We start from the raw sequence: 16,089 nt of genomic DNA, 5'->3' as shown, positions 1-16,089 counted from the left end.
TTTTTCCAGGCAGGGCACAACCACTGTCGCGGCAAATGAAGGCAATTTGCCATAACATGGCGCAATGGCCGTCATTGACTACGCTTGAGCTAGTCTTGCAAGGGAGCGTCATGATGGGCCACTGGCTGGTGATCGACCTGGAAGCCACCACCGACGACGGCGGCTGGCCACTCGCGGAAATGGAAATCATTGAAATCGGGGCCAGCATGGTGACCCGCGACGGCCGCGAGGTCGACCATTTCCAGCGTTTCGTGCGACCGCGGCGGCGGCCTCAGCTGACCCACTTCTGTCGCGAACTGACGCATATCGGCCAGGCCAGCATCGACACGGCCGAGTCCTTCGCGCAGGTCTGGAGCCAGTTCGAGCGCTGGCTTTACCATCATCATCCACGGCTGGAGGCCTGGGTCAGCTGGGGCGACTACGATCGCAAGCAGCTATGGCAGGAATGGCAACAGTACGAGATCCACAGCCTGCTCAGGCACCTGCCGCACATCAACCTCAAGCAACGCTTCGCCAAGGCCCGCCAACTGCAGCGCCCGACCGGCCTGAACGGTGCGCTGCAGCTGGCCGGGCTGCACTTCTCCGGCCAGCAGCACCGGGCCCTGGAAGACGCCCGCAACACAGCCCGGCTACTGCCCCTGAGCTTGCCTGCGGTGGGGGTCTGAACGCCGCTTATGGCTTGTGCCTGACAGCTTGGGCATACTGGCGAGCCCTTTTCCCCAACCCGCTCAGGAGACGCCTCATGTTCAAGGTCAACGAGTACTTCGATGGCACCGTCAAGTCGATCGCCTTCACCGGTGCAGAAGGTCCCGCCACGCTTGGCGTCATGGCGCCAGGCGAATACGAGTTCGGCACCGCCAAGCGCGAGATCATGCATGTCGTTTCCGGCGCCCTGACCGTCAAGCTGCCAGGCAGCCAGGATTGGCAAACCTTCGCAGCCGGCAGCCAGTTCAACGTGCCGGCCGACAGCAAGTTCCAGCTGAAGGTGGCAGTCGATACGGCCTACCTGTGCGAATATCGCGACTGAGGTTTTGGTCGTAGGAGCAAATGTATCTCGAGCCTGCTCGACACGCTGTCGTCTGTCGGATCCTGAGGCCGCCGCGCGCCCTCCCGCGGCGCAGCGGCCTCAGGAGCTGGCAGGCTTGAAAGACACTTGCTTGCCGGTAACCTGGAGCAGCCGCGATGGCCGTATGCAACGGTCCCCGCCGCTCACTCCACCCCCATGAACTCCCCCACCCACCGCGCCGCCAGCTGCAGATGCCCTTCATGGGTCGCCCCCGACGCCTTCAATGGCTTGAGGTCATGGTCCGCCGCCGCTAGCCAGCGTACCTCGATGGCCGGCGATAGCAGGTAATCCGCCACCTGCTCGCGATTACCCAGCGCGTCACGCTCGCCCTGGATGATCAGCGTTGGCGTGCGCAACCCGGCCAAGTGCTCGACCCGTGGCTTTTCCGGCTTGCCCACGGCATGGAAGGGATAACCCAGGCAGACCAGCGCATCGGCTCCCAGCTCGTCGGCCAGCAGGCTGGCCATGCGCCCGCCCATCGACTTGCCGCCGATGGCCAGCGAGCCCGTGGCCAATGGCCGCACTTGCCGATACACCTCGCGCCAGCATTCGAGCAGCACCTGGCGTGGATTCGGCGGTCGTCGGCCACCGTCCAGACGCCGCTGGGCCATGTAGGGGAACTCGAAGCGCACCACGCCCACACCCTGTCCGGCCAGCCGTTGCGCCATGTTCTGCATGAACGCGCTGTCCATCGGCGCCCCGGCGCCGTGAGCGAGAATCAGGCAGCCAGGGCGGCCGCCTGCCGCCTGCATTCGTGGGGGATCGCAGCGCAGGCCGGGGATTTTTCCTATCCGCGCCCATTGATCCCCGTCAATACCAGCCACTTGCCCATTACTCATGCTTGCCTCGCTTTCTAGCCTGCCTATAACCGTGGATGGGAACCCATCATGAACACAACCACAAGTACCGCCTACGACTACAAGGTGGTCCGCCAATTCGCCATCATGACGGTGGTCTGGGGCATCGTCGGCATGGGGCTCGGCGTGTTCATCGCGGCGCAGCTGGTCTGGCCTGCGCTGAACTTCGATCTGCCCTGGACCAGCTTCGGTCGGCTGCGCCCACTGCACACCAATGCGGTGATCTTCGCCTTCGGCGGCTGCGCGCTGTTCGCCACTTCCTATTACTCGGTACAGCGCACCTGCCAGACCACGCTGTTCGCCCCCGGCCTGGCCGCATTCACCTTCTGGGGTTGGCAGACGGTGATCGTGCTGGCCGCGATCAGCCTGCCGCTGGGCTATACCACGTCGAAGGAATACGCCGAGCTGGAATGGCCAATCGACATTCTCATCACCATCGTCTGGGTCGCCTATGCCGTGGTGTTCTTCGGCACCCTGGCCAAGCGCACCACCCGCCATATCTACGTCGGCAACTGGTTCTTCGGTGCCTTCATCCTGACCGTGGCCATGCTGCACGTGGTCAACAACCTGGAGCTGCCGGTCAGCCTGACCAAGTCCTACTCGATCTATGCCGGGGCTACCGATGCGATGGTGCAGTGGTGGTACGGGCACAATGCGGTGGGCTTCTTCCTGACCGCGGGCTTCCTCGGCATGATGTACTACTACGTGCCTAAGCAGGCCGAGCGGCCGGTGTATTCCTATCGGCTGTCGATCGTGCACTTCTGGGCGCTGATCACCCTGTACATCTGGGCCGGCCCGCATCACTTGCACTACACCGCCCTGCCCGACTGGGCGCAGTCGCTGGGCATGATCATGTCGCTGATCCTGCTGGCGCCGAGCTGGGGCGGGATGATCAACGGCATGATGACCCTCTCGGGGGCCTGGCACAAACTGCGCAGCGACCCGATCCTGCGCTTTCTGGTGGTGTCCCTGGCGTTCTACGGCATGTCGACCTTCGAGGGGCCGATGATGGCGATCAAGACCGTCAATGCCTTGTCCCACTACACCGACTGGACCATTGGCCATGTGCATGCCGGCGCGCTGGGCTGGGTGGCGATGATCTCCATCGGCGCGCTGTACCACACCATTCCCAAGGTCTTCGGCCAGGCGCGCATGTACAGCCAGGGGCTGATCAACGCGCACTTCTGGCTGGCGACCATCGGCACGGTGCTGTACATCGCCTCGATGTGGGTCAACGGCATCGCCCAGGGCCTGATGTGGCGAGCGGTCAACAGCGACGGCACGCTCACCTACTCGTTCGTCGAGACCCTGGTCGCCAGCCACCCAGGTTTCGTCGTGCGCTTCATCGGCGGCGCGGTGTTCCTCGCCGGCATGTTGCTGATGGCCTGGAATACCTGGCAGACCGTTCGCACGCGGGCCGATGCCTATGCGCCGGCCATCACCCGGCTGGCCTGAGGAGACGCACGGATGAACCATGAAGTCATCGAAAAGCACGTCGGCCTGCTGGCCCTGCTGATGGTCCTGGCGGTGAGCATCGGCGGCCTGACGCAGATCGTCCCGCTGTTCTTCCAGGACGTGACCAATACCCCGGTCGCAGGCATGAAGCCCTACACCGCCCTGCAGCTCGAGGGCCGCGACATCTACATCCGCGAGGGCTGCGTGGGGTGTCATTCGCAGATGATCCGCCCGCTGCGCGCCGAGACCGAGCGCTACGGCCATTACTCGGTGGCTGGCGAAAGCGTCTGGGACCATCCGTTCCTCTGGGGCTCCAAGCGCACCGGGCCCGACCTGGCCCGGGTCGGCGGACGCTATTCGGACGACTGGCACCGCGCCCACCTGTACGACCCGCGCAACGTCGTGCCCGAATCGAAGATGCCTGCCTACCCCTGGCTGGTCGCCCAGCCGGTCGACCATCGCCACACCGACACCAAGATGCGCACCCTGCGCACCCTCGGCGTGCCTTACAGCGACGAGGACATCGCCGGCGCCCGCGCAGCGCTCAAGGGCAAGACCGAGATGGACGCGCTGGTCGCCTACCTGCAGGTACTCGGTACCGCCATTGGCAACAAGAGGTGAGGACGATGGACTTTTCCCTGGATATCGGCCAGCTCCGTGGGCTGGGTACGCTGCTGGTGATGGTCGCCTTCACAGGCCTGTGCCTATGGGTGTCGGACCGCCGTCGCGACCATGATTTCGCCGAGGCGCGCCTGCTGCCCTTCGCCGACGACCGCCTGCCACCGGCCAGCCAGCAACCCGACCCGAGGAAGCCGCAGCCATGAACTCGTTCTGGAGTATCTACATCACTGTCCTGACCCTCGGCAGCCTGGCCGGGCTGAGCTGGCTGCTGGTGGCGACTCGCCGAGGCCAGGGCAAGGCCGCCGACCAGACCTTGGGGCACAGCTTCGACGGCATCGAGGAATATGACAATCCATTGCCACGCTGGTGGTTCTGGCTGTTCGTCGGCACCTTGGCGTTCTCGCTCGGCTACCTGGTGCTCTACCCGGGCCTGGGCAACTGGAAAGGCATGCTGCCAGGCTACGAGGACGGCTGGACCAGCGCCCGGCAATGGCAGAACGAAATGGACCAGGCGCAGGCCCGCTTCGGTCCGATCTTCGCCAGGTTCGCCGCCATGCCGCTCGAGCAGGTCGCCGAGGATCCCCAGGCGCTGAAGATGGGCGCACGGCTGTTCGCCTCCAACTGCGCGCTGTGCCACGGCTCCGATGCCAAGGGCGCCTATGGCTTCCCCAACCTCACCGACGCCGACTGGCGCTGGGGCGGCGACGCGCAAGCGATCAAGGCGTCGATCATGGACGGTCGTCACGGCGTCATGCCGGCCTGGGGCCAGACGCTCGGCGAACAGGGCGTGAGCGACGTCTCCGGGTTCGTCATCAGTGGCCTGATGGGGCGTGACCTGCCGGATGACGCGCAGCTGGACCTGACCAGGGGCAAGGACATCTTCGCCACCACCTGCGTGGCCTGTCATGGCCCCGAGGGCAAGGGCAACCCAGCCCTCGGGGCACCCGACCTGACCCATCCCCAGGCGTTCATCTATGGCTCGAGCCTAGCGCAGCTGCGCCAGACCATTCGCTATGGGCGCCAGGGCCAGATGCCGGCCCAGCGGGATATCCAGGGCAACGACAAGGTGCATCTGCTGGCGGCCTACGTGTACAGCCTGTCGCAGAAAGAGACGGACGAGGACGTGACCGCCCGGTAACGAGCCTGGCAGTCGGGGTCGCCAGCTGGATGGTCGAGAGCTGGCCTGCGGTCCGCACCCGAGCGACCGTGTTCTCAGCCCTGTCGCCTGGCAGATCCTGGGGCTGCTGCGCAGCCCATCGCGGCCTTTCCCACGGTTTGTGGCCGCGCCTCGAGCACCATCGATGGGTGTGTGCCGGCCCGCATAGGACGGCCGCTGCGGGGGCGCCCGACCTTGGAACCGTTTTCCTGGCACTTTGGAAGCAAGACGCTGTATTGATCCGCCGTCCAGGCCATCCCCTACGCACCCTGCGAGCAAAAACAATCCGTAACAATTACAAACGGTTATTGGTATAGCCGCAACCCCGCCAGTTGCTGGCGATCATGGCCTCGAGCGGTCCGCCCGTCCGTTACCTGCGTTGCCAGAACCCTGGGGGTTGCCGATACTGGCGCCGACTTCCAAGCCGAGCGCCAGACCGTGGACCTTGCGATGAGTACGCCAATCAGCCCGACCGCCTACAACTACCGGGTGGTCCGCCAGTTCGCCATCATGACGGTGGCGTGGGGTATCGTCGGCATGAGCCTGGGCGTGTTCATCGCCTGCCAGCTGGTCTGGCCGCAGCTCAACCTGGACCTGCCGTGGACCAGCTTCGGTCGCCTGCGCCCGCTGCATACCAACCTGGTGATCTTCGCCTTCGGCGGCTGCGCATTATTCGCCACGTCCTACTATGTGGTGCAGCGCACCTGCCAGGCGCGGCTGTTCTGCGATCGCCTGGCGGCCTTCACCTTCTGGGGCTGGCAGGCGGTGATCGTCGGCGCGCTGGTCAGCCTGCCGCTGGGCTACACCACCACCAAGGAGTATGCCGAGCTGGAATGGCCGCTGGCGATCGTGCTGGCCGTCGTCTGGATCAGCTACGCGGTGGTGTTCTTCGGCACCATCGCCAGACGCAAGACTCGTCATATCTACGTCGGCAACTGGTTCTACGGGGCCTTCATCCTGGTCACCGGCATGCTCCACGTGGTCAACCATGCGTCGCTGCCGGTCAGCCTGTTCAAGTCCTACTCGGCCTATGCCGGCGCCACCGATGCGATGATCCAGTGGTGGTACGGGCACAATGCGGTGGGCTTCTTCCTGACCACGGGTTTCCTCGGCATGATGTACTACTTCGTGCCCAAGCAGGCCGAGCGGCCGATCTATTCGTACCGCTTGTCCATCGTCCACTTCTGGGCGCTGATCACCCTGTACATCTGGGCCGGCCCGCATCACCTGCACTACACCGCCCTGCCCGACTGGGCGCAATCGCTGGGCATGGTGATGTCGATCATCCTGCTGGCGCCGAGCTGGGGTGGCATGATCAATGGCATGATGACCCTCTCGGGGGCCTGGCACAAACTGCGCAGCGATCCGATCCTGCGCTTTCTGGTGGTGTCCCTGGCGTTCTACGGCATGTCGACCTTCGAGGGGCCGATGATGGCGATCAAGACCGTCAATGCCTTGTCCCACTACACCGACTGGACCATCGGCCATGTACATGCCGGTGCGCTGGGCTGGGTGGCGATGATCTCCATCGGCGCGACCTACCACATGATCCCGCGCCTGTATGGCTGCGAACGCATGTACAGCCTGGGGTTGATCAACGCGCACTTCTGGCTGGCGACCATCGGCACGGTGCTGTACATCGCCTCGATGTGGGTCAACGGCATCGCCCAGGGCCTGATGTGGCGAGCGGTCAACAGCGACGGCACGCTCACCTATTCATTCGTCGAAACCTTGGTCGCCAGTCATCCAGGCTATGTCGTGCGCGCCGTGGGCGGTGCGATTTTCGCCTGTGGCATGCTGCTGATGGCCGCCAACGTGGCGCAGACCATTCGCCTGGCGAAACGAGCGCAGGGCGCCATCAGCGCCGCAGTCCTCGGAGCCACCTCATGAGGCACGAAGTCGTCGAGAAGAACCTGGGCCTGCTGGCCTTGTTCATGGTCCTGGCGGTGAGCATCGGTGGCCTGACGCAGATCGTCCCGCTGTTCTTCCAGGACGTGACCAATACCCCGGTCGCAGGCATGAAGCCCTACACCGCCCTGCAGCTCGAGGGCCGCGACATCTACATCCGCGAGGGCTGCGTGGGTTGTCATTCGCAGATGATCCGCCCGCTGCGCGCCGAGACCGAGCGCTACGGCCACTACTCGGTGGCTGGCGAAAGCGTCTGGGACCATCCGTTCCTCTGGGGCTCCAAGCGCACCGGGCCGGACCTGGCCCGGGTCGGTGGACGCTACTCGGACGACTGGCACCGCGCCCACCTGGTCAACCCGCGCGACCTGGTCCCGGAGTCGAAGATGCCGGCCTATCCGTGGCTGCTGGAAAACCGCCTCGACGGCGCCGCTACCGGCAGGAAGATGGAGGTTCTGCGCACCTTGGGCGTGCCCTACACCGACCAGGACATCGCCGGGGCCGGCGAAGCGGTCGGCGGCAGGAGCGAAATGGACGCGCTGGTGGCCTACCTGCAAGGGCTGGGCACTGCCATCAAGAGCAAACGGTGACGGCGATGGACATCGGAACGATTCGAGGGCTTGGCACCCTGCTGGTAATGCTGGCGTTCATCGGCTTGCTGCTGTGGGTGTTCGCGCCCCGGCGCAAGCAGGACTTCGACGAAGCGACCCTGCTGCCCTTCGCCGATGATCCCCAGGCGCTCGACAAGCTCGAGCGCAAGCCCGACGAAACGCCAGGGAGGGAAGAACCATGAGCCTGTTCTGGAGCCTGTACGTCGGCGCACTGACGCTCGGCACGCTGCTGGCCCTGGCCTGGCTGTTGCTGTCGACCCGCAAGGGCCAGCGCAGCGAGCTGACCGAGCAGACCGTCGGGCATGCCTTCGACGGCATCGAGGAGTACGACAACCCGCTGCCGCGCTGGTGGTTCTGGTTGTTCGTCGGCACCTTGGCGTTCGCCCTTGGCTACCTGCTGCTGTATCCCGGCCTGGGCAACTGGAAGGGCCTGCTGCCGGGCTACCAGGACGGCGCAGCGTTCAGCGATGGCCAGCCTGGCTGGACAGGCGTGCATGAATGGGAACGGGAAGTGGCCGCGGCCGAGGCCCGCTTCGGGCCGATCTTCGCCCGCTTCGCCGCGCTGCCCATCGAAGAAGTGGCTCAGGATCCCAAGGCGTTGAGCATGGGCGCCCGACTGTTCGCCTCCAATTGCGCGCTCTGCCACGGTTCGGACGCCAAGGGCGCCTTCGGCTTTCCCAACCTGACCGATGCCGAATGGCGCTGGGGCGGCGACCCCGAAAGCATCCGGCAGTCGATCCTCAATGGCCGCCAGGGCGTGATGCCGGCCTGGGGAGCGGTGCTGGGCGAACAGGGCATCAACGACGTGGCGGCGTTCATCGCCGGCAGCCTGGGCGGGCGCGACGTGCCAGAGGGCGTGGTCGCCGACCCGGTGAAGGGCAAGCAGATCTTCGCCACCAGCTGCGTGGCCTGTCACGGCCCCGAAGGCAGGGGCATGCCGATGCTCGGCGCCCCGGACCTGACCCGGCCGCAGGCATTCATCTATGGTTCGAGCTTTGCGCAGCTGCAACAGACCATCCGCAACGGCCGCCAGGGGCAGATGCCGGCCCAGGCGCAGCTGCACGGCAACGACAAGGTGCATCTGCTGGCGGCCTATGTCTACAGTCTGTCACGCGCGGCCCAGGAGCAACCGCCAGCGGAGCAGGAACCGTGATGCCACGGCCTTCACCGCGCTGATACCGACGTGCTCGGACGGGCCGGCAGCGCAGCGCAGCGCAGCGCAGCGCAGCGGGGCGAGCGTGGCATTCCTGGCCTCGGATGACCTGGATCAATTGACATCCAGCGCTACACGAAAAACCCTGTGCAACCAACGCGGCCAAAGGTCGCAGCGTGCTCCAAGGGTGCTTTGCCGGCGTATCATGCCACCGCGCAGCGCCAGCCGCCCGCCCCTGACCGCGCCCGGCACGCACTGGCCAGGCGCACTTCGCCACTGCCGTGGGACTCGATGATGAGCAAGCAGATACCGGTTCAGCAGGTGACTTCAGCCAGCCAGGCGAACGAGGCCATCGACCTCTACAGTGCCCGCAGGAAGATCCACACCCGCGCCTTCACCGGCCTGTTTCGCCGCCTGCGCATGGGCGGCGGGGCGTTGTTGCTGCTGCTGTACTTCGCCACCGTGTGGCTGCACTGGGATGGGCACCAGGCGGTGTGGTGGAACCTGCCCGAGCGCAAGTTCTATATCTTCGGCGTGACCATCTGGCCACAGGACTTCATCCTCTTGTCGGGCCTGCTCATCGTGGCTGCCTTCGGGCTGTTCTTCATCACGGTGTTCGCCGGGCGCGTCTGGTGCGGCTACGCCTGCCCGCAAAGCGTATGGACCTGGATCTTCATGTGGTGCGAAAAGCTCACCGAGGGCGACCGCAACCAGCGCATCAAGCTGGACAAGGCGCCCGCCAGCCTCGCCAAGACCCTGCGCAAGAGCGCCAAGCACGGCCTCTGGTTGCTGATCGGCTTCGTCACCGGCATGACCTTCGTCGGCTACTTCTCGCCGATTCGCGAGCTGGTGCCAGACTTCTTCAGCGGTCAGGCCGGTGGCTGGGCCTATTTCTGGGTCGGCTTCTTCACCCTGGCGACCTACGCCAATGCCGGTTGGCTGCGCGAGCAGGTGTGCATCTACATGTGCCCCTATGCGCGCTTCCAGAGCGTGATGTTCGACCAGGATACCTTGATCGTCTCCTACGATTCACGTCGCGGCGAGGCCCGCGGCCCGCGCCGCAAGGACAGCGACCACAAGGCCAGGGGCCTGGGCGACTGCATCGATTGCACCTTGTGCGTACAGGTGTGCCCGACCGGCATCGACATCCGCGACGGCCTGCAGATCGAGTGCATCGGCTGCGCCGCGTGCATCGATGCCTGCGACGCGGTCATGGACAAGATGGGCTACTCCAGGGGGCTGGTCAGCTACACCACCGAGCACAACCTGTCGGGCCAACGCACCCACCTGCTGCGCCCGCGACTGATCGGCTACGCGGCGGTGCTGCTGTTGATGATCGGCTTGTTGGCCACGGCCTTCGCCACCCGCTCGCTGGTCGGCTTCGATGTCAGCAAGGACCGGGTGCTATACCGCGAGAACGCCCAGGGCAGGATCGAGAACGTGTACGCCCTCAAGGTCCTGAACAAGGACCAGCACGACCATGTCTACCTGCTCGAGGCGAGCGGCCTGGCCGGCTTGCAGCTGGAGGGCGCGCGCGAGGTCAGGGTCGCCGCCGGCGACAGCGCCAGCCTGGCGGTACGGCTGTCGATGGCACCGCAGGCGCTGCCATCGTCCAGCAACGACGTCACGTTCATCCTCAAGGACGCCGATGACGGCGCTACCGAGGTACAAGCCCACAGCCGCTTCATCGGCCCGCACGTTCGCTGAGAGTCTTCGCCATGCCCATGCAAACGCCCCATAGCCCCTGGCACAGGCAGCCCTGGCCCTGGATCATCATCGGCATCCTGGCGACTTCGGTCTGCCTGAGCCTGAGCATGGTGGTCATCGCCGTGAACAACCCGGACAACCTGGTCACCGACAACTACTACGAAGCCGGTAAGGGTATCAACCGTGCCCTCGAGCGCGAGCGGCTGGCACAGGCCCTCGGGCTCCAGGCCAGCCTGCGCCTGGACGAGCTCACCGGCGAAGTCGAGCTGCGCCTGAGCGGCGAGAGCCGCCCCGCCTCGCTCGAGCTGAACCTGATCTCGCCGACCCAGCCGCACAGGGACCGCAAGGTACTGCTCAAGCACGGCGGGGATGATCGCTATGTCGGCCAGTTGCCCGACAAGGTCGAGGGGCGGCGCTTCGTCGAGCTGCTCGGGGTCGAGCAGGGCCGGACGTGGCGGCTGTTCGAACAAGAGCAGGTTGGCCATGACCTGACCCTGCAACTGGGCGACGAGGTCTTGCAAGGGGCGGGACGCCGAGAGTGACGCGCATGGCATGACACGCCCAGTGACGAAGCGGCCCCAACAACAGGCACCCACATCGAGGAAGGCGCCCCAGTCAATGACCGAACCCACTCCCTGCTACCACTGCGCCCTGCCCGTCCCGCCCGGCAGCCGCTTCAGCGTCGTGGTGCTGGAGCAGCCACGGGCGTTCTGCTGCCCGGGCTGCCAGGCAGTGGCCGAGGCGATCGTCGCCGGAGGGCTGGCGCACTACTATCAGCACCGCAGCGAAACCAGCGTCAACCCCGAGACCCTGCCTCGGCAGCTGCATGATGAGCTGGCGCTCTACGATCGCGCCGACGTTCAGGCCTCGTTCGTGCACCGCGCGCACGACCTGGACGAAGCCACGCTGCTGGTCGAGGGGGTCAGCTGCGCGGCCTGTGGCTGGCTGATCGAACGGCGCCTGGGCAGCCTGCCGGGGGTGGCCGAGGTCCACTTCAACCTGTCCAGCCACCGTCTGCAGGTCAGCTGGGCGCAAGATCAACTGCCGCTCTCACGGCTGCTGGGCGAACTGCGCCGGATCGGCTATGCCGCTCACCCGTACCAGCCGGACCAGGCCGCCGAGCGCCTGGCCCAGGAGAACCGCTCGGCCCTGCGCCGGCTGGGCGTGGCCGGCCTGCTGTGGTTCCAGGCGATGATGGCGACCATGGCGACCTGGCCAGAATTCGACATCGACCTGTCTGCCGAGATGCGCACCATCCTGCACTGGCTGGCGCTGTTCCTGACCACGCCGATCGTGTTCTACAGCTGCGCGCCGTTCTTCAAGGGCGCGGCCCGCAATCTGCGTAGCCGCCGCCTGAGCATGGATGTGTCGGTCGCGCTGGCCATCGGCCTGGCCTACGCGGCCGGGATATGGACCGCCGTCAGCGGTAGCGGGGAGCTGTATTTCGACACCGTGGGCATGTTCGCACTGTTGCTGCTGACCGGCCGCTACCTGGAACGGCGTGCCCGCCAGCGCACCGCCGCAGCGACCGCGCAGCTGGTCAACCTGCTGCCGGCCTCGTGCCTGCGGCTTGGGCCGGATGGCTTGGCCGAACGCATCCTGCTCAGGCAACTGCGCCGGGGCGATCAGGTACTGGTACCGCCAGGCGCGGTGGTACCGGCCGACGGGCGGATCGTCGCGGGGCGTTCGAGCCTGGATGAATCGCTGCTGACGGGCGAATACCTGCCGGTAGCGAAAGGCTGCGGCGACGCGCTCACCGCCGGTACCCTGAACGTGGAAAGCAGCCTGACCCTGGAAGTGCTGGCGCTGGGCCAGGACAGTCGCCTCTCGGCCATCGTCCGCCTGCTCGAGCGCGCCCAGTCGCAGAAACCGCGCCTGGCCCGACTGGCCGACCGTGCCGCCCAGCTGTTCTTGCCCTGCAGCCTGCTCGCGGCGGCCGTGATCGGTCTTTGCTGGTGGCAACTGGACCCGTCCCGAGCCTTCTGGGTGGTCCTGGCCATGCTGGTCGCGACCTGTCCCTGCGCCCTCTCGCTGGCCACGCCCACCGCCCTGACGACCGCCACCGGAACCCTGCACAAGCTGGGGCTGCTGCTGACCCGCGGCCACGTGCTGGAAGGGCTGGGCCAGATCGACACGGTGGTCTTCGACAAGACCGGCACCCTCACCGAGGGTCGACTGGTGCTGCGCAGCATGCAACCGCTGGGCGCGATGCCCAGCGCCCACTGCCTGGCGCTGGCCGCCGCGCTCGAGCACGGCTCCGAACACCCGATCGCCAGTGCCTTCGGCCAGGCCATGCAGCCGGTCGACGACCTGCTCGGCATACCGGGCCGGGGACTCGAAGGCAGCGTCGACGGCAGGCGCCTGCGCATCGGCGAGCCGGGTTTCGTCTGCGGTCTGAGCGGCACCGCGGTGCCTCGCCCGCCCGCCGTGAGCGGGCAATGGCTGTTGCTGGGCGATCGGCAAGGCGCGCTAGCCTGGTTCGGCCTGGACGACCGTGTGCGCGGCGATGCGCCCGAGCTGCTTGCCGCTTGCCGGGCGCTTGGCTGGCATAGCCTGCTGCTGTCCGGCGACAGCTCGCCGATGGTGGCGCAAGTGGCGAGCCAGCTGGGCATCGACCAGGCCTTCGGCGGCCTGTGCCCGGCCGACAAGCTGGCCCGGCTCGAGGCGTTGCGCCAGCAGGGTCGCAAGGTGCTGGTGCTCGGTGACGGGGTCAACGACGCGCCCATGCTGGCCGCCGCCGACATCGGCATCGCCATGGGCTCGGCCACCGACCTGAGCAAGACCAGCGCCGATGCGGTCCTGTTGTCCAACCGTCTGCAGAGTCTGGTGCAGGCCTTCGAAGTGGCGCGCGCCACACGCCGCGTCATCCTGCAGAACCTGCTCTGGGCGACGCTGTACAATGGCCTGATGCTACCGCTCGCCGCGCTTGGCTGGATCACCCCCGTATGGGCGGCGCTGGGCATGTCCATCAGTTCGCTGATCGTGGTGCTCAATGCCTTGCGCCTGGCCCGGCCACGCCACGCTGCCAGCGCCAGCGCCAGCGCGGCGACCCGCGCTGCCACCACCTGATCGAGGAGCCCTGCATGCCTGCCTTGTACGTGATGATCCCTGCCGCCCTGCTCCTGGTCGGCATCGCCGTGTGGGTATTCTTCTGGGCGGTGGACAGCGGGCAGTACGACGACCTCGACAGCCCGGCGCACAGCATCCTGTTCGACGATCAGGACCCTCGGCACCAGGCCGCGCTGGAGGCATCGGCACGCGAGGCAGCCACCCAGGATCGGGCTCCCCGTGCCTGAGCTGCTGCCGCTGCTGGGCGCCGCGCTGGTCCTTGGCCTGCTGGGCAGCGGTCATTGCCTGGGCATGTGCGGCGGGCTGATGGGCGCACTGACCCTGGCCATCGCGCCCGAGCAACGCGCCAGACGCCTGCGCCTGCTGCTGGCCTACAACCTCGGCCGGGTCTGCAGCTATGCGCTCGCCGGCCTGCTGCTGGGCTCGCTGGGCTGGCTGCTGAGCGGTCCGCTGGCCGCGGCCATGCGCCTGGTCGCGGCCCTGCTGCTGGTGGCCATGGGCGCGTACCTGGCCGGCTGGTGGAGCGGGCTGACCCATCTCGAGCGCCTCGGCCGCGGCCTGTGGCGCCAGCTCCAGCCGCTGGCCCTGCGCCTGCTGCCGGTGACTGGCGCGCCACGCGCCTTGCTGCTTGGCGCACTCTGGGGCTGGTTGCCGTGCGGCCTGGTGTACAGCACCTTGCTGTGGTCGGCGAGCCAGGGCAGTGCCTGGCAAGGCGCCGCGCTGATGCTGGCTTTCGGCGTGGGTACCTGGCCAGTCCTGCTGCTGACCGGCCTGGCCGCCAAACGCCTAAACGATCTGTTACGCCAGCGCCAATGGCGAGTGGCCGGCGGGCTGCTGGTGATGGCGCTGGGCCTGTGGAGTCTGCCTGGCCCGCATCGGCACTGGCTGATGGGACACTGAACCGGGGTTGATGCAAGTCAAGGTAGCGTCCTACAGACGCCCTAGACTGCCGGCATTGCTGCTCTCTCTCCGAGGACCACCCCATGCTCGACGATATTCGCTGGGATCGCGACCTGATCCGTCGCTATGACCTGGCCGGGCCTCGCTACACGTCCTACCCGACCGCGGTCCAGCTGCATGCCGGCGTCGGCTCGTTCGACCTGCTGCATGCCCTGCGCGAGAGTCGCCGTGCGGTAGGGCCGCTGTCGCTGTATGTCCACGTGCCGTTCTGCGCCAACATCTGCTACTACTGCGCCTGCAACAAGGTCATCACCAAGGACCGTGCCCGCGCCCAGCCCTATCTGCAGCGCCTGGAACAGGAAATCCGGCTGCTCGCCTGCCACCTGGACCCAGCCCAGCGCGTCGAGCAGCTGCATTTCGGCGGCGGCACGCCGACCTTTCTCAGCCATGTCGAGCTGCGTGGCCTGATGGCCAGCCTGCGCCAGCACTTCAACCTGCTGGACGACGACTCCGGCGACTACGGCATCGAGATCGACCCGCGCGAGGCCGACTGGTCGACCATGGGGCTGCTGCGCGAACTGGGCTTCAACCGGGTCAGCCTAGGCGTGCAGGACCTCGACCCGGCCGTGCAGCGGGCCGTCAATCGCCTGCAGAGCCTGGAGCAGACCCGCACGCTGATCGAGGCCGCGCGGACCTTGCAGTTCCGCTCGATCAACCTCGACCTGATCTACGGCCTGCCACGGCAGACGCCGGAGAGCTTCGCCAGGACGGTGGAAGAGATCATCCAGCTGCAACCGGATCGCCTGTCGGTGTTCAACTACGCCCATTTGCCGGAGCGCTTCCTGCCCCAACGGCGCATCGATGGCAACGAGCTGCCCGCGGCCTCGGCCAAGCTGGAAATGCTCCAGGCCAGTATCGAGCAACTGACCGCCGCAGGTTACCGCTACATCGGCATGGATCATTTCGCGCTGCCCGACGATGAGCTGGCCATCGCCCAGGAAGAAGGCACCTTGCAGCGCAACTTCCAGGGCTATACCACGCACGGGCATTGCGACCTGGTTGGCCTCGGGGTTTCGGCGATCAGCCAGATCGGCGATCTGTACTGCCAGAACAGCAGCGACCTGGCCCAGTATCAGGACACGCTCGCGGCCGGCCAGCTGGCGACCCAGCGTGGCGTGCTGTGCAGCCAGGACGATCGGCTGCGCCGGGCGGTGATCCAGCAACTGATCTGTCATTTCCGGCTGGACTTCGACAGCTTCGAGCAGTGCAACGCCATCGACTTTCGGGGCTACTTCAAGGCCCAGTGGCCGGCCTTGCAGAGCATGCACCGCGACGGTCTGATCCGGCTCGACGACCACGGCATCCAGGTCCTGCCGGCCGGCAGGCTGCTGGTGCGTTCGGTGTGCATGGTCTTCGACGCCTATCTGGATTTCGGCAACCGGCAGCGCTTTTCCCGGGTGATCTGACCCGCTGCCCCGCCCTCCTCACCACCGGCATCGGCCAGCCGCACATGCCTTGCAAGCTGGCCTACAGCCTGGCCGTAGGTTACCCTTACGGCCGATGTGTGCTTTCTCACAAGGATCGAAGAC

Annotated in this window: 17 protein-coding genes; 16 read left to right on the top strand and 1 reads right to left on the bottom strand. The window is 66.4% G+C overall.

What is annotated here, in order from left to right; genetic code table 11:
• The first annotated feature begins 113 nt into the window (after nucleotides 1–113).
• Nucleotides 114–665: an exonuclease domain-containing protein gene (locus tag ACY8GK_RS02205; protein WP_196176791.1), complete on the top strand. Its 552-nt coding sequence runs from the start codon at nucleotides 114–116 to the stop codon at nucleotides 663–665.
• A gap of 77 nt (nucleotides 666–742) precedes the next feature.
• Nucleotides 743–1,027, top strand: a complete 285-nt coding sequence (gene ppnP / locus ACY8GK_RS02200) for a pyrimidine/purine nucleoside phosphorylase (RefSeq protein ID WP_196176405.1) — start codon at nucleotides 743–745, stop codon at nucleotides 1,025–1,027.
• A gap of 182 nt (nucleotides 1,028–1,209) precedes the next feature.
• Here the strand turns inward: ppnP and ACY8GK_RS02195 are convergent, their stop codons facing one another.
• A complete protein-coding gene (locus tag ACY8GK_RS02195; RefSeq protein WP_196176406.1) occupies nucleotides 1,210–1,905 on the bottom strand; it encodes an alpha/beta family hydrolase in 696 nt (231 codons plus the stop codon).
• Between the two features lie 48 nt (nucleotides 1,906–1,953).
• Between ACY8GK_RS02195 and ccoN (ACY8GK_RS02190) the strand changes: the two genes are divergently transcribed.
• From ccoN (ACY8GK_RS02190) to hemN, 14 genes are all read left to right on the top strand, one after another.
• Nucleotides 1,954–3,378, top strand: coding sequence for a cytochrome-c oxidase, cbb3-type subunit I (ccoN, locus tag ACY8GK_RS02190; RefSeq protein WP_462402143.1), 1,425 nt, complete (start codon nucleotides 1,954–1,956; stop codon nucleotides 3,376–3,378).
• 12 nt (nucleotides 3,379–3,390) lie between these two features.
• Entirely contained in the window at nucleotides 3,391–3,999 is a 609-nt protein-coding gene (gene ccoO / locus ACY8GK_RS02185) for a cytochrome-c oxidase, cbb3-type subunit II (protein WP_462402142.1), read from the top strand.
• Nucleotides 4,000–4,004: 5 nt separating this feature from the next.
• Nucleotides 4,005–4,202, top strand: a complete 198-nt coding sequence (locus tag ACY8GK_RS02180) for a CcoQ/FixQ family Cbb3-type cytochrome c oxidase assembly chaperone (protein WP_196176411.1) — start codon at nucleotides 4,005–4,007, stop codon at nucleotides 4,200–4,202.
• Entirely contained in the window at nucleotides 4,199–5,137 is a 939-nt protein-coding gene (gene ccoP, locus ACY8GK_RS02175) for a cytochrome-c oxidase, cbb3-type subunit III (protein ID WP_462402141.1), read from the top strand. The genes ACY8GK_RS02180 and ccoP (ACY8GK_RS02175) overlap by 4 nt, the downstream gene beginning before the upstream one ends.
• A gap of 468 nt (nucleotides 5,138–5,605) precedes the next feature.
• Nucleotides 5,606–7,045: a cytochrome-c oxidase, cbb3-type subunit I gene (gene ccoN / locus ACY8GK_RS02170; protein ID WP_462402140.1), complete on the top strand. Its 1,440-nt coding sequence runs from the start codon at nucleotides 5,606–5,608 to the stop codon at nucleotides 7,043–7,045.
• On the top strand, nucleotides 7,042–7,650 hold the full coding sequence (gene ccoO / locus ACY8GK_RS02165; RefSeq protein WP_196176417.1) for a cytochrome-c oxidase, cbb3-type subunit II: 609 nt from the start codon (nucleotides 7,042–7,044) through the stop codon (nucleotides 7,648–7,650). The genes ccoN (ACY8GK_RS02170) and ccoO (ACY8GK_RS02165) overlap by 4 nt, the downstream gene beginning before the upstream one ends.
• A gap of 5 nt (nucleotides 7,651–7,655) precedes the next feature.
• Nucleotides 7,656–7,853, top strand: coding sequence for a cbb3-type cytochrome c oxidase subunit 3 (locus tag ACY8GK_RS02160; protein ID WP_196176419.1), 198 nt, complete (start codon nucleotides 7,656–7,658; stop codon nucleotides 7,851–7,853).
• Complete coding sequence (gene ccoP / locus ACY8GK_RS02155) at nucleotides 7,850–8,824, top strand: cytochrome-c oxidase, cbb3-type subunit III (RefSeq protein WP_462402139.1); 975 nt, start codon at nucleotides 7,850–7,852, stop codon at nucleotides 8,822–8,824. The genes ACY8GK_RS02160 and ccoP (ACY8GK_RS02155) overlap by 4 nt, the downstream gene beginning before the upstream one ends.
• 294 nt (nucleotides 8,825–9,118) lie before the next feature.
• Nucleotides 9,119–10,531 carry a cytochrome c oxidase accessory protein CcoG gene (gene ccoG, locus ACY8GK_RS02150; RefSeq protein ID WP_196176423.1) on the top strand — a complete coding sequence of 471 codons (1,413 nt, stop codon included), beginning with the start codon at nucleotides 9,119–9,121 and terminating at the stop codon, nucleotides 10,529–10,531.
• A gap of 11 nt (nucleotides 10,532–10,542) precedes the next feature.
• A complete protein-coding gene (locus tag ACY8GK_RS02145) occupies nucleotides 10,543–11,073 on the top strand; it encodes a FixH family protein (RefSeq protein ID WP_462402138.1) in 531 nt (176 codons plus the stop codon).
• A 76-nt stretch (nucleotides 11,074–11,149) separates the two neighbouring features.
• Complete coding sequence (locus ACY8GK_RS02140) at nucleotides 11,150–13,600, top strand: heavy metal translocating P-type ATPase (protein ID WP_462402137.1); 2,451 nt, start codon at nucleotides 11,150–11,152, stop codon at nucleotides 13,598–13,600.
• A gap of 14 nt (nucleotides 13,601–13,614) precedes the next feature.
• A complete protein-coding gene (ccoS, locus tag ACY8GK_RS02135) occupies nucleotides 13,615–13,827 on the top strand; it encodes a cbb3-type cytochrome oxidase assembly protein CcoS (protein WP_196176430.1) in 213 nt (70 codons plus the stop codon).
• Nucleotides 13,820–14,500 carry a sulfite exporter TauE/SafE family protein gene (locus ACY8GK_RS02130; protein ID WP_196176432.1) on the top strand — a complete coding sequence of 227 codons (681 nt, stop codon included), beginning with the start codon at nucleotides 13,820–13,822 and terminating at the stop codon, nucleotides 14,498–14,500. Before ccoS ends, ACY8GK_RS02130 begins: the two co-directional genes overlap by 8 nt.
• 83 nt (nucleotides 14,501–14,583) lie before the next feature.
• A complete protein-coding gene (hemN, locus tag ACY8GK_RS02125; protein ID WP_462402136.1) occupies nucleotides 14,584–15,966 on the top strand; it encodes an oxygen-independent coproporphyrinogen III oxidase in 1,383 nt (460 codons plus the stop codon).
• Nucleotides 15,967–16,089 lie beyond the last annotated feature (123 nt).

The sequence above is a fragment of the Pseudomonas sp. Marseille-QA0332 genome, from assembly GCF_054950175.1.
This window is presented reverse-complemented; position numbering and strand designations above follow the sequence as displayed.